General features: G+C 44.3%; 29 protein-coding genes, 2 tRNA genes and 1 pseudogene. 23 read left to right on the top strand and 9 right to left on the bottom strand.

Annotated elements, in window-relative coordinates:
- Together ACRC32_RS28685 and ACRC32_RS28680 are read right to left on the bottom strand one after the other, a co-directional pair.
- Positions 1-362 (bottom strand): ArnT family glycosyltransferase (locus ACRC32_RS28685; RefSeq protein ID WP_438557165.1); only part of this gene is annotated, 362 nt, incomplete at its 3' end.
- Positions 363-504: 142 nt separating this feature from the next.
- Positions 505-1128: a hypothetical protein gene (locus ACRC32_RS28680; RefSeq protein ID WP_438557164.1), complete on the bottom strand. Its 624-nt coding sequence runs from the start codon at positions 1126-1128 to the stop codon at positions 505-507.
- A 211-nt stretch (positions 1129-1339) separates the two neighbouring features.
- On the opposite strand from ACRC32_RS28680, the gene ACRC32_RS28675 reads away from it, so the two are divergent.
- Genes ACRC32_RS28675 through ACRC32_RS28665 form a run of 3 tightly spaced genes read left to right on the top strand, consistent with a single transcriptional unit; the run spans position 1340 to position 2807 of the window.
- Positions 1340-1672, top strand: coding sequence for a DUF565 domain-containing protein (locus ACRC32_RS28675; RefSeq protein ID WP_192155178.1), 333 nt, complete (start codon positions 1340-1342; stop codon positions 1670-1672).
- Positions 1673-1711: 39 nt separating this feature from the next.
- Positions 1712-2635, top strand: a complete 924-nt coding sequence (locus ACRC32_RS28670; RefSeq protein WP_438557163.1) for a glycerate kinase — start codon at positions 1712-1714, stop codon at positions 2633-2635.
- Positions 2636-2639: 4 nt separating this feature from the next.
- Positions 2640-2807, top strand: coding sequence for a YunG family protein (locus ACRC32_RS28665; protein WP_438557162.1), 168 nt, complete (start codon positions 2640-2642; stop codon positions 2805-2807).
- Positions 2808-2898: 91 nt separating this feature from the next.
- Here ACRC32_RS28665 and ACRC32_RS28660 read toward each other — a convergent pair whose 3' ends face one another.
- The gene (locus ACRC32_RS28660) at positions 2899-4320 is read right to left on the bottom strand and encodes a protein adenylyltransferase SelO (RefSeq protein ID WP_438557167.1); all 1422 of its coding nucleotides are present in this window, start codon (positions 4318-4320) and stop codon (positions 2899-2901) included.
- Between the two features lie 298 nt (positions 4321-4618).
- On the opposite strand from ACRC32_RS28660, the gene ACRC32_RS28655 reads away from it, so the two are divergent.
- The 5 genes from ACRC32_RS28655 to glmM all read left to right on the top strand — a co-directional run bounded on the left by ACRC32_RS28655 (position 4619) and on the right by glmM (position 7875).
- Complete coding sequence (locus tag ACRC32_RS28655) at positions 4619-4840, top strand: Calvin cycle protein CP12 (RefSeq protein ID WP_438557161.1); 222 nt, start codon at positions 4619-4621, stop codon at positions 4838-4840.
- Between the two features lie 170 nt (positions 4841-5010).
- Complete coding sequence (locus tag ACRC32_RS28650) at positions 5011-5607, top strand: DUF3177 family protein (protein ID WP_438557160.1); 597 nt, start codon at positions 5011-5013, stop codon at positions 5605-5607.
- A complete protein-coding gene (locus ACRC32_RS28645) occupies positions 5604-5903 on the top strand; it encodes a DUF7734 family protein (RefSeq protein ID WP_317107809.1) in 300 nt (99 codons plus the stop codon). The genes ACRC32_RS28650 and ACRC32_RS28645 overlap by 4 nt, the downstream gene beginning before the upstream one ends.
- A 138-nt stretch (positions 5904-6041) precedes the next feature.
- A complete protein-coding gene (locus ACRC32_RS28640) occupies positions 6042-6332 on the top strand; it encodes a hypothetical protein (protein WP_438557159.1) in 291 nt (96 codons plus the stop codon).
- Positions 6333-6435: 103 nt separating this feature from the next.
- Positions 6436-7875 carry a phosphoglucosamine mutase gene (glmM, locus tag ACRC32_RS28635; RefSeq protein ID WP_438557158.1) on the top strand — a complete coding sequence of 480 codons (1440 nt, stop codon included), beginning with the start codon at positions 6436-6438 and terminating at the stop codon, positions 7873-7875.
- Positions 7876-8374: 499 nt separating this feature from the next.
- On the opposite strand, the gene ACRC32_RS28630 is transcribed toward glmM, so the two are convergent.
- Positions 8375-9340 (bottom strand): aldo/keto reductase, encoded by a 966-nt coding sequence (locus ACRC32_RS28630; protein WP_438557157.1) that lies wholly within the window; start codon positions 9338-9340, stop codon positions 8375-8377.
- Positions 9341-9474: 134 nt separating this feature from the next.
- Between ACRC32_RS28630 and ACRC32_RS28625 the strand changes: the two genes are divergently transcribed.
- The 5 genes from ACRC32_RS28625 to ACRC32_RS28605 all read left to right on the top strand — a co-directional run bounded on the left by ACRC32_RS28625 (position 9475) and on the right by ACRC32_RS28605 (position 13036).
- On the top strand, positions 9475-9603 hold the full coding sequence (locus ACRC32_RS28625) for a hypothetical protein (RefSeq protein ID WP_438557156.1): 129 nt from the start codon (positions 9475-9477) through the stop codon (positions 9601-9603).
- A gap of 74 nt (positions 9604-9677) precedes the next feature.
- Positions 9678-10817, top strand: coding sequence for a D-alanine--D-alanine ligase family protein (locus tag ACRC32_RS28620; RefSeq protein WP_438557166.1), 1140 nt, complete (start codon positions 9678-9680; stop codon positions 10815-10817).
- 222 nt (positions 10818-11039) lie between these two features.
- Positions 11040-11807 carry a hypothetical protein gene (locus ACRC32_RS28615; RefSeq protein ID WP_438557155.1) on the top strand — a complete coding sequence of 256 codons (768 nt, stop codon included), beginning with the start codon at positions 11040-11042 and terminating at the stop codon, positions 11805-11807.
- A 20-nt stretch (positions 11808-11827) separates the two neighbouring features.
- Positions 11828-12235 (top strand): ChuX/HutX family heme-like substrate-binding protein, encoded by a 408-nt coding sequence (locus tag ACRC32_RS28610; RefSeq protein WP_438557154.1) that lies wholly within the window; start codon positions 11828-11830, stop codon positions 12233-12235.
- Between the two features lie 18 nt (positions 12236-12253).
- Positions 12254-13036 carry a DUF6816 family protein gene (locus ACRC32_RS28605; RefSeq protein WP_438557153.1) on the top strand — a complete coding sequence of 261 codons (783 nt, stop codon included), beginning with the start codon at positions 12254-12256 and terminating at the stop codon, positions 13034-13036.
- On the opposite strand, the gene rpsU is transcribed toward ACRC32_RS28605, so the two are convergent.
- Both rpsU and ACRC32_RS28595 read right to left on the bottom strand, forming a co-directional pair.
- A complete protein-coding gene (gene rpsU, locus ACRC32_RS28600) occupies positions 13033-13212 on the bottom strand; it encodes a 30S ribosomal protein S21 (protein ID WP_015155552.1) in 180 nt (59 codons plus the stop codon). The genes ACRC32_RS28605 and rpsU overlap by 4 nt on opposite strands.
- 237 nt (positions 13213-13449) lie before the next feature.
- The gene (locus tag ACRC32_RS28595) at positions 13450-13767 is read right to left on the bottom strand and encodes an RNA recognition motif domain-containing protein (RefSeq protein ID WP_015155553.1); all 318 of its coding nucleotides are present in this window, start codon (positions 13765-13767) and stop codon (positions 13450-13452) included.
- 258 nt (positions 13768-14025) lie between these two features.
- On the opposite strand from ACRC32_RS28595, the gene ACRC32_RS28590 reads away from it, so the two are divergent.
- The 3 genes from ACRC32_RS28590 to ACRC32_RS28580 all read left to right on the top strand — a co-directional run bounded on the left by ACRC32_RS28590 (position 14026) and on the right by ACRC32_RS28580 (position 16144).
- Positions 14026-15840, top strand: coding sequence for an ABC transporter ATP-binding protein (locus ACRC32_RS28590; RefSeq protein ID WP_438557152.1), 1815 nt, complete (start codon positions 14026-14028; stop codon positions 15838-15840).
- A 52-nt stretch (positions 15841-15892) separates the two neighbouring features.
- A tRNA-Tyr gene (locus ACRC32_RS28585) sits at positions 15893-15974 on the top strand.
- Between the two features lie 98 nt (positions 15975-16072).
- A tRNA-Thr gene (locus ACRC32_RS28580) sits at positions 16073-16144 on the top strand.
- Between the two features lie 399 nt (positions 16145-16543).
- Here the strand turns inward: ACRC32_RS28580 and ACRC32_RS28575 are convergent.
- Positions 16544-17794 carry a cytochrome P450 gene (locus ACRC32_RS28575; RefSeq protein ID WP_438557151.1) on the bottom strand — a complete coding sequence of 417 codons (1251 nt, stop codon included), beginning with the start codon at positions 17792-17794 and terminating at the stop codon, positions 16544-16546.
- An 81-nt stretch (positions 17795-17875) separates the two neighbouring features.
- Here ACRC32_RS28575 and ACRC32_RS28570 point away from each other — a divergent pair, with 81 nt between their 5' ends.
- The gene (locus tag ACRC32_RS28570; protein ID WP_438557150.1) at positions 17876-18046 is read left to right on the top strand and encodes a hypothetical protein; all 171 of its coding nucleotides are present in this window, start codon (positions 17876-17878) and stop codon (positions 18044-18046) included.
- 293 nt (positions 18047-18339) lie between these two features.
- On the opposite strand, the gene ACRC32_RS28565 is transcribed toward ACRC32_RS28570, so the two are convergent.
- A complete protein-coding gene (locus tag ACRC32_RS28565) occupies positions 18340-18828 on the bottom strand; it encodes a GFA family protein (RefSeq protein WP_438557149.1) in 489 nt (162 codons plus the stop codon).
- Positions 18829-19211: 383 nt separating this feature from the next.
- On the opposite strand from ACRC32_RS28565, the gene ACRC32_RS28560 reads away from it, so the two are divergent.
- Entirely contained in the window at positions 19212-20180 is a 969-nt protein-coding gene (locus ACRC32_RS28560) for a glutathione S-transferase family protein (RefSeq protein ID WP_438557148.1), read from the top strand.
- A 219-nt stretch (positions 20181-20399) separates the two neighbouring features.
- On the opposite strand, the gene ACRC32_RS28555 is transcribed toward ACRC32_RS28560, so the two are convergent.
- A complete protein-coding gene (locus ACRC32_RS28555) occupies positions 20400-21233 on the bottom strand; it encodes a dienelactone hydrolase family protein (protein ID WP_438557147.1) in 834 nt (277 codons plus the stop codon).
- A 419-nt stretch (positions 21234-21652) separates the two neighbouring features.
- Between ACRC32_RS28555 and ACRC32_RS28550 the strand changes: the two genes are divergently transcribed.
- From ACRC32_RS28550 to ACRC32_RS28530, 5 genes and pseudogenes are all read left to right on the top strand, one after another.
- Positions 21653-22558 carry a bile acid:sodium symporter family protein gene (locus ACRC32_RS28550; protein ID WP_438557146.1) on the top strand — a complete coding sequence of 302 codons (906 nt, stop codon included), beginning with the start codon at positions 21653-21655 and terminating at the stop codon, positions 22556-22558.
- Between the two features lie 180 nt (positions 22559-22738).
- Positions 22739-22900: a hypothetical protein gene (locus ACRC32_RS28545; RefSeq protein WP_438557145.1), complete on the top strand. Its 162-nt coding sequence runs from the start codon at positions 22739-22741 to the stop codon at positions 22898-22900.
- Positions 22888-23181 (top strand): annotated as a pseudogene (locus ACRC32_RS28540) (cytochrome P450); the annotation flags it as partial. The gene ACRC32_RS28545 and the pseudogene ACRC32_RS28540, both read left to right, overlap by 13 nt.
- Before the next feature lie 212 nt (positions 23182-23393).
- A complete protein-coding gene (locus ACRC32_RS28535; RefSeq protein WP_438557144.1) occupies positions 23394-23744 on the top strand; it encodes a cupin domain-containing protein in 351 nt (116 codons plus the stop codon).
- A gap of 181 nt (positions 23745-23925) precedes the next feature.
- Positions 23926-24239: hypothetical protein (locus tag ACRC32_RS28530; RefSeq protein WP_438557143.1), on the top strand; the 314-nt coding region annotated here is incomplete at its 3' end.

The raw sequence follows: 24239 nt of genomic DNA, 5'->3' as shown, positions 1-24239 counted from the left end.
TAGAAGCAAAAACTGACTAGACACAATCCCGCGATCGCCGAAGGAAGTCGCGCCGCCCATTCGTTGACTCCTAAAGCGTGAAAGGCGATCGCGATCGACCAATATATTAGAGGTGGTTTATCAAATCGCGTCTCGCCATTGAAATAGGGCGTGATCCAATCTCCCGTCACTGTCATTTGGCGGGCAGCTTCTACAAACAAAGGTTCTGTCTCATCCAGCAGCCCGTTACTACCTAAGCGCCAGAAAAAAGCCATTCCTCCTAGTAGCAACAGCCAGATAATAGCCAACAGCCAAGCTAAGGCTGTCCGATCCGATCTGTTTTGCAGCCAATGGTCGAGGCTGCGAGCCAAACTCAGTTTCATGCGATCGTGCGGTCAAACGACCCGTATGAGTGGTCGTGTTTAATTGTAGTAGGGAGTGGGGTGACAGTGACCAGTGAAGAATGGGGTGTAGTGAATTTTGAATTTTGAATTCTTTGCCGACTCTCGACTCCCGACTACCGATTTAAGGCTGTAAAACTAACTGCCACTCAGAAGTTTTGCGATCTAAAACTGGTGTTGGTGTCTCGCCTACGACATATGGACCCCAATAACGACGCGATCCATCTTCAGCGAAGGCAACGATGATATCTCCTTCTTTCAGCTTTAGGTTGCCTTGCGGTAGAGATAAGATTAATCCTTGGCTGCTACCTTCTCCAGGTGCAAAGTCCCAATGGATGGGTTCGCTATATTTATCCTTATTAGCTGTATTAGCTGTAGAATTCGTTCCAGGCTGTTTTGTCAGTAGTGCGACGCGCAAAGGTTGCTCGCTTTGGTTGCTAACGCGCAAAGCCCCAGGAACGGGTGCTGCGGTTGGTGCTTGTGGAGTTGACTGGGCTATAGTTGTACGTTCTACCGATCGCTCTGATGATGTGGAAGCTGATGGAACAGTGGCAGTACTGTTAGTTACGTCAGTTTCAGATGGGGAATTTATCGCTGATTTCCCTGGCAAGACTGCTGTATCCGATCCCATCGGTTCGATGGTAATCGAGACTTGAAACCACAGCAGTAATATCCCTACCAGTCCCAATACACCCAATACAGAAGCAATAATTACCGCAGGATAAGATACGGAAGATTTGGCGTTCATATTCTCTACAAATAAAGATAATTTTTGAAGTTAACGTGCGGTTTGGTGACTGAGCGGGATGCTATTTTTGGTAACTGGTTACTGTAAAACTGGTAACTGTTGCGATCGCCTCCCTATTACTATTGAAACAGGCTTAAAGCTGGGATGAAATACGGCGAAGGAAATATTAGCTCAAATTTTGTTTTGTTATAGTTAGCAGCAACTTCAAAAAATGCAAAATACTCGAATTAACGGGCTTTTAGGGGCAATTGCGGCAGCAACACAGCGATGGTTTTTCAATCCTTGGCGGCGCTTATCTTTTTTAGTAGTCAGCTTGCTATTCGGCTTTTTCCTTGGTTCCGCTTTCTCCACCATAGCCGGACAAGCGGCTGATTGGGATATTATCGGCGCTGGGGTTTTGGTTGCTGGCAGCGAAATTATCGATCGCATCTATTACAACCGTATCTGGCAAGCAAGGCGCGGGTTGTGGCTAGAAGCACTAAATGCGCTCAAAATTGGTTTGACTTATAGTTTGTTTCTAGAGGCGTTTAAGCTAGGGTCGTGAATCAGTGACCAGTGACCAGTGACCAGTGACCAGTGACCAATGACCAATGACATATCGCAGCTTTTACGCTCTTTTTACCCCACATTTGAGCATTTCTGTCAAACTACCCTTCACAAGCCACCACAGCAGTTAGAGGAGACGCTACGGCGTTTGTGGCTACCCTTGGGTATGCAAATAGCGTCCTACCGTCAGGCGCAGTCACGTACTTTAATTCAAGGTATTTTGGGCGGACAGGGGACGGGAAAGACGACTCTAGCTAAAATACTTAGTTTAATTTTAGAGCATTTGGGTTGCCGAACTCTGAGTTTATCTCTGGACGATTTGTACAAGACTTATAGCGATCGCCTAGCTTTACAACAGCAAGACCCGTGTTTCATTTGGCGGGGTCCACCAGGAACTCACGATATTCAATTAGGTTGGCAGGTTTTGGAGCGTTTGCGCCAACCCGATCCCAATTCACCCATCGAAATTCCTCGTTTTGATAAATCAGCTTGGCATGGTGCGGGCGATCGCGGTACACCTGAAATCGTGAATGGTGCTGATATTGTTCTATTTGAAGGTTGGTTTGTGGGAGTCAGACCGATCGATCCAGCTAGTTTTGACCGTCCACCGCCGCCAATTAATACTTTCGAGGATCGAAAATTTGCTATCGATATGAATACTCGATTGCAAGAGTATTTACCTTTATGGGACAAACTAGACCGATTAATAATACTTTACCCAGTTGATTATCGTCTCAGCAAACAGTGGCGTAAAGATGCTGAGCATCAAATGATAGCAACAGGTAAAACAGGAATGACCGATTTACAAATCGAGCAATTTGTAGAATATTTTTGGAAAGCACTTCACCCAGATTTATTTATTAAACCCCTAATTCAAAATTCCCAGCGAGTAGATTTAGTTATAGAAATTAACCACGATCGATCTATTGGTAAAATTTATCGTCCTACCAATCTCACTTAATTCAATGGTGCTGATTACTATGGACGAACGATTTATTATACAGCTACTTAGCAAATGCTGGTCGCCAGAATCGAGTTCTCTTTATACTGAAGAACATCCTGCAAAAGGACAATGTAGCGTAACTGCTCTTGTTATCCCGATTATCGATCAAATGCATTTCAGCAATGTCTGAGAAAGCAGATATAGGAAAGAGAATAAATATATCGACTAAAAATCTCTTTGTGTCCTTACTTTGCACCTTTGCGCGGACACAAAAAAAGACCTTACTCCCCTCCTTGAATCTGCTGCACTATATCGTAAAAAGGCTGCCAATCATCTTCATTTGTAATCGCCTCCCAAACCGATTCTATAACTGGTCTTAGCAAAGCAACATTAGGATTAACTTGTTGCAATCTTCGAGAAACATTATCCATTTCTCCCCGAGAAAGCTGACCTAAAACCTGATGATAAAGTTTCCGCCACTCATCCCAATAATCTAGCGGTAAAACATCTACCAAAAACAAAATAGAATTTACATCCTCGCGCCAACTAGGAGAAAAGCTTTCTGTTAATTGAATAAAGAATTGATGGTAAGAAATTTGAGTATCTTTCAGCAAACTCACCGTCAATTGCAACAGCCGATCTAATTCAGATGAGTTTGTCGCAGTCAACCCCAACTTTTTCAGCATCAAACTTCTATAAGCGATCGCATAACATTCATCAAATTTTGCTAACCCAGCTTCCAAATCGTTTGCATCAATCACTGCTTTCAACGGCTTCTGAAGCATTGCCAAATTCCACTGACAAATATTTGGCTGCTGTCCGTAACAGTAACGCCTGGAATAGTCAAAATAAGCCGCAGTAAATAGCGGATCGTAGGTAGGAATGAAAGCATAGGGACCGTAATCAAAACTTTCACCCGTAATCGACATATTATCCGTATTCAAGACCCCATGACAAAACCCAGCCGCCATCCATTGAGCAGTTAATTCCGCCACTCGCTGAACTAGCTCGGCATAAAATAGGGCATAAGCATCAGATTTACCCCAAAGATGCGGATAATAATATTCGATCGCGTGGTCTACAAGTTTCTTAATTAAATCTGTACGTTTGAGATAGTGCAAGCGTTCAAACGTACCAAAACGAATGTGCGATCGGCTAAATCTTACCATCACCGAAGATCGCGTCGGAGAAGGTTCGTCACCGCGCCATAGTTGTTCCCCCGTCTCAACTAAACTGAAACAGCGAGAAGTCCGCACACCCATGTAATGCAAAGCCTCTGCTGCTAAAACTTCCCGCACCCCGCCTTTAAGGGTTAACCTACCATCGCCGCCACGGGAATAGGGAGTTGTGCCAGAACCTTTCGTGCCAAAATCGTAGAGTTCGCCGTCTACGCCGCGCACTTGACCGTAGAGAAAACCCCTCCCATCACCTAAAAACGGGTTATACTCACCAAACTGATAGCCGTGGTAGCGGAGTGCTAGTAAAGGTTCTCGTCCTTGAAATTTACCAAAAGCCTCAATAAAGTCTGTATCTGTTACTGCTACGGGATCTAGTCCAATTTGAGGTAACAAGCGATCGCTACGATAGCGCAAAACATGCTGGGAAAATTCGGCAGCGCTGACTTCATCAAAATAATCGCCGCCTAGAGATTCTAAGGCAGGTTCGTAGTCAAGAGATAGAAAAGGATTGGCTCTATTATTCATCACCAGCAGGTCTAATTAGCTGTATAGTCTATTGTTGCATCTAGACTTGTAGGTATTTCTTCCTTTTGTCCGATCTACACGCAGAGGTTAGATCGTATGATTGGTTAAAGAATATGGTTGTAGTTGCTTGTATTCATTAAAAAGTAACTGCCGTGTTCTTTTGCCGCAGGCAAGTAGAGCGAATGGTCAAACCCGATTGCTTTACATCACGATCGCAGAATAAACCTTTGACAATCGCTTTTGACAATTGCGAAGGTTTTCTATACTGAGAAGAGGAATACTGGACTACTTTATATCTATGAGCGACATCCACGATCAAATCGAACAGGAAAGAGAACTAGCAAGACGTGCTTGCGAAACCAGCGGCGACAGTTCTGCTGAGTGCGCGGCAGCTTGGGACGCAGTAGAAGAATTACAAGCTGAGGCTTCCCACAAACGGCAGGTCAAGCCCAAATCTTCTCTAGAAATGTACTGCGATGAAAACCCTGAAGCTGCTGAATGCCGCGTTTACGACGAATAAAGTTCGAGTTAGCATTACCGAACATTAACTTAGATGGCAACAAGGATAACTTTTCTGTATCCTTTGTTGCTATTTTTCAGCAAATAATTGGCACTTAGCGATTAGCAATTATTATTGTTATCGGTGGTTAAATACATAAACCTTAGTCCTCGATCTCTAGCCTCCGATATATGCAAAGCGATATTTGGTTTCGACCGTTGATTTGGATGGATTTTCGCCTCGCGCTGTTATTTACCGTCATAGCGCCATTGGTTTTGATTATCTGGGCTGTCGTACGAAAAGTACAACCCATGCAACACCTGCTAGCAATTTACTGGCGGGTGGCGAGTTTGCTAGCGATCGCATTGTACGTGTCCATCGCACCGTTCCAGGTGGGATTCCTTGCCGGATTGATGTCACGCATTCTCATTCCCTTGTCTCTCTGGTTTTGGATCGATCTAAATGAAGAAATTGAAGACCTGCCAGGTAGTGCTTTGAAACTCAGCTTCAATGCTTGGCGCTGGGCGGTGACGCTTTACTGTATCATCAGCGCGATCACTCAATTACCGAGTTTACAGTGTGCCTTTTCAGACAAGTTTTTGCAAGATCCGTTGTGTCAAGCTTGGCTGGAAGTTCCTTTGGTTTATAAAGATATCTTTCATCCAAATACGCAACCAGGTTTCCTCGGCGTTATTGGTGGCATGGGTTTAGTTGTTTACGTCTTGTACTTAATCTATTTTGTTTTCCTTAAACTAGGTAAACAAGGACGATTTGCAGTCAGACAATGATAGATTCTGTAGGGAAACGACTGGAAAAATATTCGGCGATCGCTAAGCAAGAGGTTTTGATCGTCACTGTGGAAATTGACGGTGTTAGCGATCGCATTGCCATCTTCAAAGGTTTCTCCAGTTCGTTAACCAGTCCTACAGCCTTCGATCCAGACGTTCCAGTCATTCCAGATACGGCGAGGATTGTGGCGATCGATCGCGTCGCCAGTCCCTACAATCCTCAGTCTCCTCAATACATCCAGCAGGGGCTGACTTGGGAGGAATTTCAACCGCTACTTACAGCGTTGGGAGTCTAGCGCTCAACTTTCTGCTGACACGCAAATTTAAGCAAACAAATTTCAATTTTAAATAAAATTACGACTTCTATTGCTCTATCTGCACGCAGAGATAGTAGGATTGCGGATAAAGTCTACTAACGTAGCACTTAAAAAATAGTGACAGCTCCCAGCACCAAACGAAGTTTGGTGTGGGCTTCTCACCAACTCCAGCCATTGCTTACGGATGCGATGAGCTTTATTGACGACACGAACTGCCCTGCCGCGCCGGAACTAGTACAAAAGACTACTTTCCCCTCTGTACTGTCAGAGTTTTACCTACCCACAGAAGCGACACTGAATGTCAATTACTGGGTAGAACCCGATACTCTGAGTTGTCAAGGTACAACTAGACCGGACAGCAATTTCAGCTTGTTCCGATGTATTAATTATCACACGAATCGCCGTTGAGAGCTAAAAATATTTTTGTTTTACAAAAATCTACCGAAAATTTTAAGGAAGTGTTATTCTCCAAACGTGGGTCTTGCGTGAGGAGTCAGGAGTAAAAATTTTTATGCTAAAGCAAAATTATAGACGAGATCGCCAAAATAAAACAAATATACTATCAAATAGCAACTCGCAACTCGATCTTCCCGCTACAGCTTTATTTGGTACGGATGGCATTCGGGGACGAGTAGGAGATTTACTCGATGAAGCTTTGGCTTGGCAAGTAGGTTTCTGGACGGGTCAAGTTTTACAGCAGCAGACTGACAACGATCTCAGTCCGGTTATCGTGGGACAAGACTCCAGAAATTCGAGTGAAATGCTAGCAACTGCCTTATCTCAAGGTCTTGTAGCTGCAGGACTAGATGTTTGGCATATCGGTCTATGTCCGACTCCTGGCGTTGCCTATCTCACCAGTGCCAGCAATGCTACAGGTGGAGTCATGATTTCTGCCAGCCACAACCCTCCAGAAGACAATGGAATTAAAATTTTTGGCAGCGATGGCGCTAAACTTTCTCAACCCTTACAAGAAGCAATTGAAGCAGGGATCGGGGGGAAGGTAGTACCCACCTCTATTCAAGGTCAGGGATACTACGTTCGGCGACCGGAGTTAGTCCAGAACTACGTCGAGTCTTTAAAAGTGCCGCTGTTATCCGATCGGGATTTTAGCGGAATGCGTGTCGTGTTAGACCTGGCATGGGGGGCAGCAGTTGGGCTAGCGCCGAGTTTATTCCGCGATCTAGGTGCAGAGGTAATTTGTTTGCACGATCGACCCGATGGCGATCGGATCAACGTTAACTGCGGTTCCACTCACCTCGGACTGCTGAAATCAGCTGTAAACCAAAATTCAGCCCACCTGGGATTTGCCTTTGATGGGGATGCCGACCGAGTGCTAGCAGTCGATTGTCAAGGTAGACCTGTAGATGGCGACTACATCCTTTACTTGTGGGGACAAACCTTGCGACAAGCGCAAAAGTTGCCAGATAACTTGATTATTTCTACTGTCATGGCAAACTTGGGTTTCGAGCGGGCGTGGCAAAAGCAAGGTGGTAAAATGATTCGGACGGCTGTAGGCGACCAATACGTACAAGCAGAAATGGTACGAACTGGAGGTATGTTAGGCGGAGAACAGTCGGGGCATATCCTTTGCCGTCACTATGGTATTGCTGGGGATGGTTTATTAACTGCCCTCCACTTAGCTGCATTGGTTAGACAGGCAGGAGTCTCTTTAACCCAATTAGTAGACCAAAGCTTTCAAACCTATCCGCAACTATTACGCAACGTGCGAGTTGAAAACCGCGATCGCCGGATGAATTGGCAACAGTGCGAACCCCTACAAAATGCGATCGCCCAAGCCGAAGCCGCAATGGGCGATCGCGGTCGCATCTTAGTCCGCGCCTCCGGTACGGAACCCGTGATCCGCGTCATGGTTGAAGCCGCCTGTAGCGAACTCACCCACCATTGGACGGAGACTTTAGTTTCCGCCGTCGAAAAACATGTGGCGGCGTAGGTGTAGAGACGTTACATGTAACGTCTCTACAGCGATCGTGTAAAAACTTTTTGGGGTCTAGCTAGTGCTGCTAGACCCCTACAACGTAGGTTGAATTTAATTCGTTCAAAGCAGACTCAATTAATGCACAACAACTAAGGTGAACAATTCTTGGATCTCTAGCATAGTTGCGTCTTTCCAGACCGTAGGTTTGGTACTTTCACCTCTTGGTTATTTACCTTTGGGTGACTTGCCTCTAGGTCTATGCTTGAGCGATCTCAAGTGGGCTTTTGACAGGGGACACTAGGTCATTGCCCGATAGATTTGTTTTTTGTTTGTTTTTGTTTGTGTCCTAATACATCTAAAGTAGCACTGCTATCTTCCCACCACAACCTACTATTTACTAAAATTAAAAATTTGTGAAATCTCTCCAAATTCGCGCAATATTAAGTAACGCTGACAGCCAACCGTCAACTGTCAACCGTTAACTGTTAACCATCAACCATTTAAACATCAAAGTTTAAACATCAAAATTCCACATAACAGGGTTTTCATCTAAACGATCGGTGACGCTTCTGCCGATCGCGTCAATTTCCTGCAACTCTTCCGGCGAGAGATAGACATCTGCGGCTTTAGCATTAGCAACGGCTTGTTCGGCGTTTCTCGCTCCAACGATCGCATTGGTTTGCGGTTGGGCAATTAACCAAGCGATCGCTAGATTAGCTAACGAGATTTGATGTTTTTCGGCAATTTGGCGCAGTCGATCTAAAGCTTGTTGCGCCCGCACGTAATTTTCTCCCTGAAACAACCGATTCTTATTGCGATGATCGTCGGGATGAAATTTGTGTTCGGGTCCGAATTTTCCTGTCAGCAGCCCTTGTGCTAGCGGAGAGTAGGCGAGGATAGAAATATTATTTTCTACACAATAGGGCGTGAGATCTTTTTCTGCCCAGCGCCAGAACAGAGAATAAGGTGGTTGAACGCTATCGATCCGCCCGTATTGGGCTGCTTCTGCTAGTTGGGTACGGGAAAAATTAGAAACGCCGATCGCCCGAATTTTCCCCTGCTGTTTCAATGTATTTAAAGCGCCCATCGTCTCTTCGATCGGCACAACTTCACTTTTATACGAACCAGAGGGCCAGTGAATTTGGTAGAGATCGATATAATCTGTATTGAGATTTTTCAGCGATCGCTCGCACGCTTCAATAACTTGGTCGTGTTTTAAATGATTGGAAAACACCTTCGTTGCATAGATTGCGCGATCGCGCACGTCAGAGAGGGCTTGAGCTACGATTTGTTCTGAATGCCCTTGTCCGTAAACTTCCGCCGTATCTATGGTCGTAATACCAGCCTCAAATGCTGCCCGTATCGCTTTGACAGTTTCGGCATCCTCTATCCCTACCCACATAGCTTTACCAGCTTGCCAGGTTCCCATAATAATAGGGGTAATTTTAATCTCCGATGTCCCAAGCGATCGCAATTCCATGCCATTCTCCTAAGTTATGAAGTTCTGTATAGATTTTAAAAGCCTGACACAGATCGTGCTTACACCTGTAGTCAGTTGTTAGTGAAAAAAAAGGAGCGCACGAGCAGTTATCAGTGACCAGTGACCAGTGACCAGTGACCAGTGACCAGTTAGCAGTGTCTTGTTCTCACGCACCACGACGCGGCACGCAGCTCCAATGCGCGGGACACCCGCGCGGGGGGCGACCGCTTCACCACGCACCACGCATCACCAATGACAAATGACAAATGACAAATGACCACTCTTTCCCCAGTTGTGATAGGCTATTGCGCATTAATAGTGTCTAGAGGCTGAGAGGATAACAAAAATGAGGGTAGGACTATTATTCGGTGGACGATCGGGGGAACATGAGGTATCGATTAGTTCGGCAAGGGCGATCGCTAAAGCCATCTCGACGGGAGAAAACCGAAATAAGTACGAGCTACTGCCATTTTATATCCAAAAAGACGGGCGCTGGTTAGCAGGACAAGCATCTCACAAGGTTCTGGAGTCGGGGGTTCCGGTATTCACGTCGGCTGATTCTGTTGCTTCTCAGTCTCAGTTAGGTGGATGGGAAGATGAGGAGGTGAAAAATAGCAGCCAACTCAACAACTTCCACGATGCAAAAATGCTCGATTGTATCCCAGCTTCTTTACCTCAAGTTGCATCTGTTGATGTCTGGTTTCCAATCTTACATGGACCCAATGGAGAAGATGGGACGGTGCAAGGACTGCTGAAATTAATGCAAGTCCCCTTTGTTGGTTCTGGTGTTTTGGGTTCGGCGCTGGGAATGGATAAAATAGCGATGAAAATGGCATTTGCCCAAGCGGGATTACCGCAGGTGAAGTACGTCGCCGTCAATCGTTCTCAAATCTGGTCAAATCCGTGCGTATTCCCCAAACTTTGCGATCGCATTGAGGAAACTGTGGGTTATCCCTGTTTTGTCAAACCTGCTAACTTGGGTTCTTCAGTTGGAATTAGTAAAGTGCGATCGCGATCGGAATTAGAAACTGCTCTCGACAACGCTGCTAGCTACGATCGCCGTATAATTGTCGAAGCTGGTGTGGTTGCAAGAGAGCTAGAATGTGCGGTTTTAGGTAATGATGAACCCAAAGCCTCAGTAGTGGGCGAAATTACTTACCAAAGCGATTTTTACGATTACGAAACCAAATACAGTGCAGGGATGGCAGATATTATAATTCCCGCCGCCATTCCAGAAGCTGTTACCTCTCAAATTCAGCAAATGTCTCTCGAAGCTTTCGCATCTGTCGATGCTGCTGGCTTGGCTAGAGTAGATTTTTTCTATACAGAAAGCGGCGAAGTCTTAATCAATGAAATTAATACCATCCCTGGTTTTACTGCGACTAGTATGTATCCCATGATGTGGGAAAAAAGCGGTATTCCCTTTCCAGAATTAGTCGATCGATTAATTCAATTAGCTTTAGAAAGAAACCGATAACAGTTGACAGTTATCAGTTATCAGTTGTCAGTGAAGAAAGGGAGCGCACGAACAGGAAGTGGGGAGAATAACTTCTGACTTCTGACTTCTGACTTCTGACTTCTGACTTCTGACTTCTGACTTCCCACTTACTACTCACTTTCTCTAATGCAGCATCAAAATAGTTCGCAACATACTATTACTAAGCCTCTTGCTTCAGACGATGAAATTAAAAGAGTTAGAATGCAAAACAAACGAAAAAAAGTAGCTAATTCTTATTTCATTCGAGAACTGATTCAGCGCTATCCAAGGTTGGTTTTGCTTGGAGTTAGTGCTTTTTTATTATTCGCTATTTACTCTTCTATCACGAGTATATTTCAGATTGGCGTTTTGAAAGAAGAAACTGGAACGACATCTGTAACTCCTGCAAATACTTCAAATCCTTCACCTGCATCATCTGATAATTCTTTGTCTTCGTGGTTGCTAGGTGCAGTCACTCTGGGGGCTGCTGTAGGTGGAGTTGCGATCGCCAAGCGTTTGTCTAAGTCATCGTCAGACTTGTCTCAATTTTTCTTACAATTTCACTCTTCTCCTCAGCAACAATTTTCGCCATTGCGAGAATCAATTCTCAGTCTTTCCTCCCTCAAACTTTCAGAACCAAAACCGACTTGGGCAGAATCTTCTATGGAGGCAGAATCGGAGCTAAATATCCATTCACAAACAGACGAGTTTACTATTTTAATAGAAGAAGATTCATTAGACGATGGAAAAGAAAACTTTTTAGAGACGCTAGAACTAACACCAGAAGAGAAAAATCTTATCTTTGAAAATATTGTTTTTCATCAGAGATCGGAATTATCGTCAGTAGAAGATATCTCCCCTTCTGAAACCGAATCGAATTCAGAACCAGAAAATGATGTATACTTTCCTTGTAGTAGATCTTTAGCAGAAATGTTAGATCTGCGTCAGAAACTTTCTCTAGCAACACTGTTAGAAATTGACAAACAATAGCCTTAGTTCCTTATCTCCTCATGTCTGCCACACTAAAAGAATTCTTGGAAGCCTGCGAAAGCCTCTCCACGCTGCGTATCATTGTCACTAGCAGCGCGGGTGTTTTAGAAGTCCGCAGTAAGTTACAAAAGCTGTTTTATGCTGAATTACCCAAAGGGAAATATGCAAATATGCACGCCGAAGGCTTTGAATTTCACTTGAATATGGATGAAATTCAGCAAGTTAAGTTCGAGACTGGGGAAGCGAAACGAGGTAATTTTACAACATATGCAATTCGATTATTAGACCAACAAAATCAGCCTGCTTTGAGTTTATTTCTACAATGGGGCAAACCAGGAGAATACGAGCCTGGACAGGTAGAAACTTGGCATTCCTTACGAGAAAAGTACGGTGAAGTATGGGAACCTGTACCAGTTGAAAGTTTGTAAGTGTTGAAAAACTTTCTCGTGAAAAAAACTCGGTTGCTATCCCTAACTCTAGTCTTATTCTTATTCTGGATAGGTGAAGCTAATGCCGGACAATTAAACGATCGCATTGCAACCTTTCCTAAATGGGATAATAAGCCTACAGTACAGGTTGCATCTGGCGATTTAGTCTATCCAGAGTGGATGGCAGGAACTTGGATGGTAAAAAGTACTTTAGTTGATTTGGTTGCTCCTTTAGCCCCAGAGATTACTACCCCTGGATTTGAAGGTAATCGGCGTTATTTGAACCAACCAGTTCAGTTTCAAGTCAAGTTTATCAAGCAAAACTTACTCGGACAACCCTTAAAGTTAATTCCCCAGCCTGTGAAGGTAAAATCGGCTGTGGTAGCAGATCGAGCTTTTAATGGTCTAAGTCTAGCAAGAGCATATCTGGGCGATCGCACTGTGAAAGCAGTAAAAGTCGATCCAGACTCGCCCAACCGTCAGATTACCTTATTACAGGGCGATCGCCAACTCATTTCGATTGTGACTGGTCGTACTACAGAAGTGACAGCAGAGAATGGATATGTTACTACAGAAGTATTCGGGCAGCAATTTCGCGGTAATAGGGCGCGTCCCTATTTCAACCAAGTAGAATCGACAACCGCATATCACTACGTACCCAATTCTACTGTTAAAATTGTCGCCGACCAGTTTACGGCTGTTTACCTATCTGCTCAAGATCCAGATTACTTTAAAGCGGGCGATCGCCCCGTTGCTCTCTATCGCTACCGCTTGGAATTTTCCTCACAAACAGATCTTTAAAAGCGGCTTCTCTTACGTCTTCTGGCGATCGCTTTGCGCTTGCGCTTTTCAATTGGAGTTTCAAAGTGGCGCAGTCGTCTTAAATCTGGAAAAATCCCAGCCTTCGAGACTTGACGCTTAAACCTACGTAATGCCGATTCTATATTTTCATTTTCACCCACAACCACTTGGGTCATAGTATCTCCTCCTAAACTTGCGTTGACGATCGGGCAATTGCACCTCCTCTGAAAAGAGTTTGTGCTAAATTGCCCGTTCAAACTGGTACACTCCTGACAGTGAGTGCGAGACTAACATTGAACTTCAAGCTATCCAGCTAAATTACAGTAGCAAGTTCTGTCGGAAATGCTAATGCATTCGATCGAAATTGGAAATTTTGCTCTAATTGTAACTGTCTACTTTCGTCTCAAAGGAATTTAGTAGCGATTGCGCGAGTAACCACCGCCGCCACCGCCGCGATTATTTCCCCAGCTACCACCACGGCTCTTTTCTTCGCGCGGTCTAGCCTTATTGACCTTAAGTTCTCTGCCCATCCACTCAGCACCGTCTAAAGCTTCTATCGCTGCTGCTTCCGCTGCTTCTGTTTCCATTTCTACAAAAGCGAAGCCGCGCGGACGACCAGTTTCTCTATCGGTGGGTAGTTGCACCCGCTTTACGGTGCCATATTCGCTAAATACTTTGCTGAGTTCTTCTTCTGCGACTTGATAAGACAAGTTTCCTACGTATACTGACATTGCGTCCCTCACTGTGTTGTCGAAGTACTTCCGGAGAGGCGCTTGTGAATAATTGAACAAACACTACCACCGAATCTACTTTTCTTTTAGTAGACTAACACAATATTGACTGGGAGCAATGTTGACTTCGAGCAAGTCTCAATTTGACTTAACAAACCTATAACATTGCCGCTCGATCGCCACAACTTAACTTTTGTAGTATAGTGTAGTATAGGTCTCCCAGTAGCACCGTGCTAAAGAGTTCGGCTCCCAAGCATTATGGCGAAATTTCAAGACTTATTCAAATATTATCGTCCCTGGCGGACAATTGCCCTGTTTAGCATTGCCGCAGCCTGTTTTTTCGAAATTGTCGATTTGGTGGTTCCTTATACGATCGGACAGATATTAAACGTACTGTCTAACCAACCCTTAGATCGTCTCATACAAGAAGCAATTGTTGCCATTTCTCAACTCACTAATTTGCCACGCGATCGTTTCCTATCTCTAATCGTACTGATGAGTTTGATTTTTGTCGTCACTGTTGGCAAAGGTCCGACGCAAATGTGGTTGAGCGGTTGGTTTCACTGGGATATAGCCTTGCGAGCGCGTCAGTATCACACGCGAAAAGCGATCGCCAAAATCCTAACTCTGCCGTTAGAATTTTACGATGTAAATAACCCAGGTAGAATCTCCGGTCGAGTAGCCAGAGGATTAAGCAATCACACTTGGACATATCCAGAGATAGCCGGACAGTTAATTCCTAAACTGTTTCGCGTTCTGGGAATTTTTGTAGTGATTTGGTTTATTGAGTGGCGCATTGCTGTTTTATTTTTAATGTCGTTTGTCTTTATTCTTGGCTTTAGTCTCAAAGATTTGACACGGTTGATTAAACAAGAAGAACGACTAGAGCGGTATATGGAAAATACAGAAAGTCGAACTTCAGAAATGATCGCCAATATCAAAACAGTCAAGGCTTTTGCTACAGAAGGCTTAGAGCTGAAACGTCAGCGTCAACGCCTCAATCGCGAGTTAAAAGTCGTACTATTTCGCATCCATTTAGGTTATGTAAAACTAGGAACTTGGCAAAAAATTGTAATTCAATTGTGCGTTTTTGGCGTATTGGGATTAACTCTTAGAGCCACAATTCAAGGGCAAATTTCGCTGGGACACTTTATCACAATTTTAACTGTTTCGAGTATGGCTTATGCAGAGTTAGAACCGATTAGCAACTTTGCCGAAATCTTTGCACGTCGGTATGCTTCTATGATGCGACTGCATGAGTTTATGCAACACCCCATAGGTAAAGATGCTGGCAGTCTAGAGACTTCATCTGATGTAACTCAATATCGTTTTACCGGCAAATTAGAATTAGCTAGCGTTACTTTCGGTTACGATCCGCTACGTCCGGTATTGAGAGAGATTGACTTGTCGATCGAACCTTATCAAACAGTAGCATTGGTAGGGCGATCGGGTTCGGGCAAATCTACTTTGGTCAAATTACTGTATCGCTATTTTGAACCAAATGCAGGACAAATCTTGCTAGATGGGCAAGATATTCGGCAATTTGATATTGCAGCTTACCGCAGACGGTTGGCGATCGTGCATCAAGAGGTGGACGTATTCAATGGTAGTTTGTTAGAGAACCTAACTTACGGCAATCGTAGTGCTACTTTCGAGCAGGTAGAACAAGCCTGCGCGATCGCCCGACTGGATGAAGCGATCGCGCAATTACCTGAAGGATATTTTACTGTAGTGGGTGAGAGAGGCGTGCGCTTGTCTGGCGGACAGAGACAGCGCTTAGGAATTGCCAGAGCATTGCTAGTAAACCCAGACATTCTAATTTTTGACGAGGCTACCTCTAGCCTAGATTACGAATCAGAGCGTTCAATTCAGCTTGCCATGCGCTCCATTCTCGGTACTCGCACCACCATCATTATCGCCCACCGTCTCAGTACAGTGCGGGAAGCAGATAAAATTGTCGTGCTCGATCGCGGTAGGATTGTAGAAGTTGGCAGCCACACAGAGCTATTAAACCAAGCAGGAATTTACCACCGTCTGCATTCTTTGCAAGAAACTGGAGAATTGCTCACATAAGCCTTGCAATCTCAAATTGTCCATGTTAATATAATAAATCGGTGGATTCAATGGGTCGATGCCCGAGCGGTTAATGGGGGCGGACTGTAAATCCGTTGGCTATGCCTACGCTGGTTCAAATCCAGCTCGGCCCATATCCACAAGTCTAAGGAATAAAGGATAAGAGCAAAAAGCTTTTACCCTTTATGTTCTAAGATAAAAGCAAAATAAGATAAAAGCAAAAGTTTAATTTGCCCGTGTAGCTCAGTGGTAGAGCACACCCTTGGTAAGGGTGAGGTCATGAGTTCAATCCTCATCACGGGCTTCGCATAAAACCCTCTAGTAGAGGGTGTTTTCACGTTCCTAGGGATGAATCCTGTGAATGTCGCGCATATGACAGGACATAACATCAAAACACTGTACGAAAACTATGGATGAAACGTTAATAGTCGTTCTCTATTACCAGAGTTATAAGCTGAGAGATCGCCTAAAAGACCCCACTCCCCAGCGCCCAAGAATTGGAGACAGTTGGAAATACATCTTATTTTTATAATTATTTGAGTTAAATCAATCGCGAACGCTGAAGCATCATTAACTATAAATATCTCCAAGCAAAGAATTAACCTAATATTATAAAGACACGATCGCATCGTAATACCTCGCGACTTTCAGATTGCCACCTCGTGACGAAAGCTCGCGCGATCGCGCGAGCTTTTGCTTTACCTTAAAAGATCAGAGGTAAAATTTCCGGTCCCCGATTCCCAGCATTTCGATACCATTTAATCGGCTGGCTTTCGTCGAGTCTGACGTTGGGCATTCGCCGAAATAAATTTTCTAGGGCGACAACTGCCTCTTGTTTGGCTAAAACAGCTCCCAGACAAGAGTGCGGACCATGACCGAAGCTCAGAGCTTTACTAGCGTTGCGGCTGATGTCAAAACGATCTGGTTCGTGAAAGTGGTCTGAGTCCCGATTGGCAGATGCAATACTGAGTTGAACGATTTGTCCATTGCGAATCGTCTGCCCGTGAAACTCAAAGTCCTCAGTCGCAACTCGTGGAATCAGAATCACGGGTGGTTCGTAGCGCAGGACTTCCTGAATCGCATTGGCTAATAATTCTGGTTGCGATTGAAGTTTTGCTCGTTGCTCTGGGTGAGTCAGAAGTAGATAAATCGCATTGCCAATCAGGTTTCTCACCGCCAAATGTCCGGCAAGCAAAATCAGCATGGCATTTGCGACAATTTCGTCATCTGTAACCTGCCCTCTGTCTGCTTGTGCCTTGACTAGCGTACTCAAAAAATCGTCTTGCGGCTTGACCCGCCGTTGGGCAATCAACTCCCGAGTGTATTCGATCAATCCATTAGCACTTTGCACCAGCCGTCGAGTCATATCGGCTGTAATTGGGATGATGTTGAAGAAGTCTACAAAGTCCACCGACCACTGGATGACCTGGTGGCGATCTTCCTGACGCACTCCTAAAAAGTCGGAAAGAACATAGGCGGTGAGTAGAAATCCATAATCGCCAGAACCATCCATATAACCTTGAGCTTCGACACGATCGAGCAGATCGTTGGCAGACTTTTGCGTCTGCTGCTTCAAACCACGCGCCACAGCTGCATTGAATCCGAGATGCAAAAAATCATGGAGTCGAGCATGATCTTGTCCGTCTTTTGCCAGTACCCACATCTCTAAGTAAGGCACGATCTGTCTCATCTCCTCACGGACTTCTTCAGGAACCACATCTACGAATCCTTTCATTCGATTGGGGCTGAGTTTAGAATCGCTAAATAACTCAGCCACATCGTCGTACTTGAACACAAACCATTGGTTCAACGGAGAATAAAAGAAGACAGGATGATTTTCCCGAAAATACTGCAAATCGGGAAATGGATTATCCAACTTCTGGGGGTGATTCAGGAAAAAATCGTCGCCTTCTCTAGAATCGGGATTCAAAGACTGATTGATAGTAGATTTCATATATTGTTTTTTGGAGGGAAAACTCCACCATGTATTTCCCACATATACAATACAAGAAGGTAGCGTAATTGCAAAAAATTGTTGAGGACAGAGAACTTTGGTGAAGTAGGTGGAATTTCTGCGGCAACTCCAAAAACTGGAGCGCTCGACTACTGTACGACCAACACGCGAACAGAGCTTGAATCTCGTCGCCTACAACACTCGACTCCAGAGAAAAGTCGTGTTGTAGAAATACTTGGGTTTGCTATGTAAGCGATCTCGCCAACCGGACAGAGATCGGTCAAACTGCGATTGTTACGATGTCGCAGTAGTTCCAAGTGTCCCTGTAGTACAATACCAGTGCGTGCAATGCACTATACGTATAGTGAGTGCGTTGTTTATTGTCAGCAATCCTGGTGTGTGTTGTTATTCTGGGGTTGTTATTCTGGGGCTGCTTCAATATTTCTAGTTGTCCAGCGGACGTTTAGAATTGCTTTGTCTATTAATGGATACAGAGAGCTATTTAACTCTACTGTAATTGTCTATTCAGTTTTCAGCTTCCATCACTAGTCTGTTAGTCCTTGTCTTTCATGCCACTGGGCAATAGATTCATCGGGATAGCGTTGATGATAGCGATCGCCCCCAACTTCAGGAACCTCTACCCAACTCGCTGCAAAATCGAGCATGATGTGGGTATGCTCTGGTGGCTTGGGTAAATCGTTGTCAATTGCTGAGGCGAACGGGTGCATTAACTCTGGGTAACTTGGATCGTAAACCCACAAGCACGAACCGCAATGACGACAGAAGCGGCGCTCTCCTTCACTTTGAATTGGTTCCGGATCTTCAGGATTCTGGATTTTGGCGCGGTAAACGGTGATATTCTCTTCACCCTCTACCATCAGAGTCGTGTTGTCGCCAGCAAGGTTAATAGCATAGCCACCAGCCCCCGCTGTTTTACGGCAGATAGAGCAGTAGCAACGCATATAAGGGTATGGGTGTGGGCTGTTGACGCTAAAGCGCACCGCTCCACAATAACAAGAACCGAGTAGCAGCATGGCGATGACCTTAACTAAATTTATCCATCCAGAATAGATTTTCTGGAATCTAGCATGTGAGTCGTGAAGCTATATAACAACAATTCAATTTTAAATTTAAAACTTTATGTTTAAGCTGGGGTGCAATATTAGACTGCACCCTTTATTATTTGCGATTGCTCTAAGACTTTGGATTGCTGCGAACGTACTTAATTATGCCATTCCTTGTCTAACCTATCACCAATTATTAAACTTTCAAGGCAAACCTAACATCAACCAAATGAGTTATTTAACAGCAGGAGCGCTCAAAAAAAACGACAACATAAGACTACTCTAATAACACTTTTATCGAATTAACTAGAGCAGCAAAGGCACAATTACACCAATACATTTAGGAGAGGGTTATGGCATCAGGAATGATGGTCGCAGGTAAATGGATAACCTATAAGAACGAGCAAAATCAAAACCTTGAGTTTCATGAGATGATCCCAACAACTTTTCGAGAGCGCGTGACTAACGATGGAAAGAGCGGGTTTAAGGCAGAAGTAGGACGCTATCACCTCTATGTTTCCTTGGCATGTCCGTGGGCGCATCGCACCTTAATTATGCTCCAACTCAAAGGGTTGAATGATGTTATCTCAGTTTCTATTGTCGATCCGATTATGAGTGACAAAGGCTGGATGTTTAGTCAAGCACCAGGAGCCATTCCTGACTGGGTGAATCACGCTGAATATTTGCAAGAGATTTACCTCAAAGCCGATCCCAAATACACGGGGCGAGTCACTGTTCCGGTGCTGTGGGATCGGCAAACTCTAACAATTGTCAATAACGAATCTCGCGAAATTATGCGGATGTTTGACGTAGAGTTTGCTTCCTTGGCAACGCAGAAAATCGACTTATACCCACGCGACTTACAACAGCAGATTGATGAAACGATCGACGCAATTTATTTGCCGATCAATGTTGGTGTCTATCGCGCTGGTTTTGCGACATCACAAGCAGCCTACGAAGAAGCCGTGACCCAACTGTTCGAGAATTTAGAGCGATGGGAAACTATTCTGGGCAAGCAGCGTTATTTATGTGGCAACCGCCTCACAGAAGCCGATATTTGCATGTTTGCAACGCTCTATCGCTTCGACTCGGTGTATTACGGTCACTTTAAGTGCAATTTACGGCGAATTCTTGATTATCCGAATCTCTGGAATTATCTACTGGATTTATATCAGCGTCCCCAATTCAAAGTGACGTGCAATCTAGACCATATCAAGCGTGGCTATTACATAAGTATGACCGAGATTAATCCCAATCGAATTGTGCCGAAGGGTCCAATCGTCGATTTTGACCAACGGCACGATCGCTTTGGGAGCGCATAGGGAGCGATTGCTCCCCCTCACTTGCCAAACGGCTGCCCCCAAGTCCCAATTCTCTTGATAAAAGGGCGATCGCATCCGTGCAAATTAGGTTTCTTCTCTAAATTTTCCTTCATCGCTCGCTATCTGGTATTGGTGGACTAGTGGAGCGACCTCTTGAGCGTAATTAGCTAAAGCTGTTTCAATCCCTAATGCTTTAACGCAATTGAAATGTCGCCAGCTTTAAAACAATCGTTCTCGCAAAAATTTGATGAGTCGCTCCAAAGCTTCTTGGGTACAATGGTGTGGATTTCCCTGCTTATCCGCGAAATCAATTGTAAAAATAGCATGGGGGCTGGGTCGAATGCCGTCTCGCTTTCTTTCCTGAGCAGAGATAATCTTACACTCAATACTATCTTCAAATTCTTTATTTAAGGTGTCAAAACGCTCTCGCGGACAAATTCGATCTTCCTCAAAACGTAGCGCCAGTAAACCTGTTTTCTTCGCTCTTTCCTTCGCTATTGCTAACTCATCCGGCGAAATTCCTAGTGCTTTCTTTTGAGAATCTGTCAAGCCAAAGGGTAGGGAAGGTTGACTAGCAACTGGAGCCATCACGGTTTCATCTATCATCAGCGATAGGACAAATCCACCTGTCAAACACATACCAATTGCACCAATTCCACTAAAACTTTGGTGTTCGGGTAGGCTGTAAATCTGTCGGCAAAGCGCTCTCAACCAGTTGGTAATCGGGCTAGATTCTCGCTCTTTCAGTGCATTAAACTCTTTACTGATACAAATTTGAGCCGTATAAATTAGAGAATTTGCAACAACTGTAGCAATCGCATCTGACTCACCAGCTTTGCCAAATAGAAGGGGAAGATAAACTGTAAATCCATTGTCAACTAAGCGATTAGCAAACTCCAGACAACTCTCTGTCATTCCTGGTAGTTCGTGCATGAGTAAGATTGCTGGCGATCGCTCGTTGGAACTTCCGGCTCTTTTCCAATAAACTTCATGAGTCATGCCGTCAAACGAGAACGGCGATTCAAATTGTGAAAAGGTGTCAATTAGTGACATAGATTACCTCAACCAGTAGGTTAAAAGATGTGAGAGTTGACAAATGCCAACTAGAAAATATTCGGGGTAGTAGTATAAGTAGTACGAACTGCCATAAGTCTAAAATTCAAGTGCTTCCTCTACTCAAACCTATCCCATCCCTAACAAGTTAAGCTTAGGTGCAATAAATTAATAGGTAAAAATACAGGATTTACTTGCTCTAATGGCAATGCGACGGTGAAGGAGTGCTCAAGCAAGGAGCTGCTTAGATGCCAAAAACTAAACGTCGTAATCCAGACCATGCTCGCTCTCCATCAGTACCCAGGTCTTGACACTGAAGTGATAGCAGCAGATCTAAGCGAGCGGTTTTTAGTTGTTGGTCATTTCAAAGATTTTTTGCAGCAGAACCGCACTTTTAGTACTTCACCCTAGCTTAATCTATGCAAACCAGCTTTTTTACCGCCGTCCTCTTACCGATAGGTCTAGCAACCGTAATGCTAGGCATGGGGTTAACCCTCGTGCCAGAAGACTTTCAACGAGTCACCCGCTATCCCAAAGCCGTCGCTATTGGTCTAGTCAGTCAATTGCTCTTTCTCCCCATCGTCGGCTTTCTGGTCGCTTCTATCGTACCAATGCAGCCGGAAATGGCAGTGGGATTAATGGTACTGGCTTTGTGTCCAGGCGGACCTTCTTCCAACATGATTACTTATTTGGCGAAAGGAGATGTCGCCCTTTCCGTAACTTTAACGGCTTTGAGTAGCGCTATTACCGTATTCACAATTCCCATATTTGCAAATCTATCACTGCAATATTTTATCGGACAAAATGCGGCGATCGCCTTACCAATTGGGCAAACCATGCTGCAAATCTTCGCGATCGCCATATTACCAATTGTTTTGGGAATGTCGATTCGGCAAAAGTTTCCTAACTTAGCCCGCCGACTAGAGAAGACCGCGAATCGGCTTGCCGTTGCTTTTCTTGCTTTGATTATCGTGGCGATTATCATTCATGAATGGAATCGCATCCCCAGTTTTATCGCCCAAGTAGGAATTGGCGTAACATTGCTGAATATAATCTCAATGGCGATCGGATTTTGGTTTGGCAAGTTGTTTAAGTTGAATTTTGCCCAACGGATCTGTATTGCAATTGAGGTGGGAATTCAAAATGCGACGCTAGCGATCGCGATTACTGCCGGACTGTTAAACAATCCCGATATGGCTGTTCCTGCTGCGATTTATAGCTTAGTTGCATACGCCACCGCCATTCTTACCATTTTTTATGGGAGAAGATCTGTTCAAAAGATTTATCAGGAGGAGAGAGCCAACAATCTATCAACTCGACTTTAGAGATCGCGCTATAAGTAAGTCAAAAGTTAAAAGTTAAAAGTCAAAAAACTGAAAGCTTTGCTAGGCTTGGCATGTGGTTAACTATGTAGTGCGAATTAGATGTGTAACATCTGATGACAAAATAAGTTTGACCGAATCTTCAACAAAATCTTCTTACCTTTTTTCGCTCGAAGTTAACCGATGATTTCAAAATCTCGACTTCCCAATGGTTCGTCAGCTCCTCGTTGGCAGCAAAAAATTCAGTACGCCCGCAACTCGCTCGCTTACATGGACGCTGCAAAACGTTACGGAGATATTTTTAACGCTCCTGTAATTGGCGATCGCGATGTTGTATTTATCTAACTCATCAGCGCCCAGATCTCTATCCAGAACCTAGATCGTTTAAGCCAGAACGCTTTTTAGAACGAAAGTTCTCGCCTTATGAATTCTTCCCCTTCGGCGGCGGTGTGCGTCGTTGTCTTGGGGAAGCATTAGCGCTATTTGAGATGAAATTAGTCGTAGCCAAAATGCTTTCTCGCTATCGATTGGCGATTGCAGATCGCGAGCCTGAATATCCTGTGCGCCGAGGTGTGACTTTTGCTCCTGCGAGAGGGGTGCAGATGATTTTACAAGAAAAGCTTTGAGTATGCGAGTTTATCTTTGTTAAATATGACACGCTCATCTAAATTTAGTAGTTGAGCAAACACTAAAAATATTCAACAGCATGTAGCATAGTCAACCGTAGGAAACACAGCGATCGCTGAATGCTTTACTGCTAGGTTGACATGTTTGTCGAGCCAAACTTCAACCACCTACTAGTGTTTACGACATAAAGTTGGTAGTTACGGTTGAGCTGATGTACGAAAGAATCTTTGACCTCCAAGCCTACGCACGCTTTTCCGACCAATGCGCTCGAGTTACTGAAGTTGTGGTGACGGATAACTCTAGTGTTGCAGTTTGGGCGGTACAACCTGGACAAAAGGTTGAAGCTCATCTTCACCCCAGCGGACAGGATACATGGGTAATGTTAAAAGGAACGCTGACTTATTATTTAGGGAACGGTCAGCGCCAAACACTAAGTGTGGGGCAATGTGCTGTTGCAGATCGATCGCAGATTCACGGAGCAGTGAATGAGGGTACAGAAGATGCTGTATTTGTTTCTATCTATTCAGCTCCACAGATTGGGTATGTCAAAGCATTGCCCTAGTTCGACATTATTAAGCCAAAATCTCGATTGACTCAGAGATTTTTTAGTATGAACTCAGCGATTTCTCAGGCAATCCTTTTAGAGTAATTCTTTAAAGGTCATAGTTGTATCAGGGAGATCGAGCTAATCTAACTCTGGAACATCAGTATGACACAAATTCGACAGAAGGAAACTCACTCGCATGAATACTCTTGTAAAAAGTATTGCCTTTACAACTATTGGCTTAGCTATAGCAACTACCTCCGCAAGTGCTACACAGTCAAATAATGCAGATACTCGCATGACTAACCATGCTAATACCATCGAAATGAATAGCCAAATAGCTCAAAAATCTCCATCTAGTCCCCTGAATGAGACAAGATCTAGGCGTTTCATTGATGAGATGATTATGCTTCGGATGAAAATGGTTGAAGCAGCAGAGTCAGCACTTCAATCTCCAAATCCTGAAATCAAACGTATGGCACAGGAAACCATCAAAACTAGTAACACTGAAAT

The organism is Chroococcidiopsis sp. (assembly GCF_051657925.1).
In the GTDB taxonomy this organism is placed as follows: domain Bacteria; phylum Cyanobacteriota; class Cyanobacteriia; order Cyanobacteriales; family Chroococcidiopsidaceae; genus Chroococcidiopsis.
This window is presented reverse-complemented; position numbering and strand designations above follow the sequence as displayed.

Coding starts and splice junctions, on each gene's coding strand:
- ACRC32_RS28680 (WP_438557164.1), bottom strand. CDS start 1,128: ATGAACGCCAAATCTTCCGTATCTTATCCTGCGGTAATTATTGCTTCT.
- ACRC32_RS28675 (WP_192155178.1), top strand. CDS start 1,340: ATGCAAAATACTCGAATTAACGGGCTTTTAGGGGCAATTGCGGCAGCA.
- ACRC32_RS28670 (WP_438557163.1), top strand. CDS start 1,712: ATGACCAATGACATATCGCAGCTTTTACGCTCTTTTTACCCCACATTT.
- ACRC32_RS28665 (WP_438557162.1), top strand. CDS start 2,640: ATGGTGCTGATTACTATGGACGAACGATTTATTATACAGCTACTTAGC.
- ACRC32_RS28660 (WP_438557167.1), bottom strand. CDS start 4,320: ATGAATAATAGAGCCAATCCTTTTCTATCTCTTGACTACGAACCTGCC.
- ACRC32_RS28655 (WP_438557161.1), top strand. CDS start 4,619: ATGAGCGACATCCACGATCAAATCGAACAGGAAAGAGAACTAGCAAGA.
- ACRC32_RS28650 (WP_438557160.1), top strand. CDS start 5,011: ATGCAAAGCGATATTTGGTTTCGACCGTTGATTTGGATGGATTTTCGC.
- ACRC32_RS28645 (WP_317107809.1), top strand. CDS start 5,604: ATGATAGATTCTGTAGGGAAACGACTGGAAAAATATTCGGCGATCGCT.
- glmM (WP_438557158.1), top strand. CDS start 6,436: ATGCTAAAGCAAAATTATAGACGAGATCGCCAAAATAAAACAAATATA.
- ACRC32_RS28630 (WP_438557157.1), bottom strand. CDS start 9,340: ATGGAATTGCGATCGCTTGGGACATCGGAGATTAAAATTACCCCTATT.
- ACRC32_RS28615 (WP_438557155.1), top strand. CDS start 11,040: ATGCAAAACAAACGAAAAAAAGTAGCTAATTCTTATTTCATTCGAGAA.
- ACRC32_RS28610 (WP_438557154.1), top strand. CDS start 11,828: ATGTCTGCCACACTAAAAGAATTCTTGGAAGCCTGCGAAAGCCTCTCC.
- rpsU (WP_015155552.1), bottom strand. CDS start 13,212: ATGACCCAAGTGGTTGTGGGTGAAAATGAAAATATAGAATCGGCATTA.
- ACRC32_RS28595 (WP_015155553.1), bottom strand. CDS start 13,767: ATGTCAGTATACGTAGGAAACTTGTCTTATCAAGTCGCAGAAGAAGAA.
- ACRC32_RS28590 (WP_438557152.1), top strand. CDS start 14,026: ATGGCGAAATTTCAAGACTTATTCAAATATTATCGTCCCTGGCGGACA.
- ACRC32_RS28575 (WP_438557151.1), bottom strand. CDS start 17,794: ATGAAATCTACTATCAATCAGTCTTTGAATCCCGATTCTAGAGAAGGC.
- ACRC32_RS28565 (WP_438557149.1), bottom strand. CDS start 18,828: ATGCTGCTACTCGGTTCTTGTTATTGTGGAGCGGTGCGCTTTAGCGTC.
- ACRC32_RS28560 (WP_438557148.1), top strand. CDS start 19,212: ATGGCATCAGGAATGATGGTCGCAGGTAAATGGATAACCTATAAGAAC.
- ACRC32_RS28555 (WP_438557147.1), bottom strand. CDS start 21,233: ATGTCACTAATTGACACCTTTTCACAATTTGAATCGCCGTTCTCGTTT.
- ACRC32_RS28550 (WP_438557146.1), top strand. CDS start 21,653: ATGCAAACCAGCTTTTTTACCGCCGTCCTCTTACCGATAGGTCTAGCA.
- ACRC32_RS28545 (WP_438557145.1), top strand. CDS start 22,739: ATGATTTCAAAATCTCGACTTCCCAATGGTTCGTCAGCTCCTCGTTGG.
- ACRC32_RS28535 (WP_438557144.1), top strand. CDS start 23,394: ATGTACGAAAGAATCTTTGACCTCCAAGCCTACGCACGCTTTTCCGAC.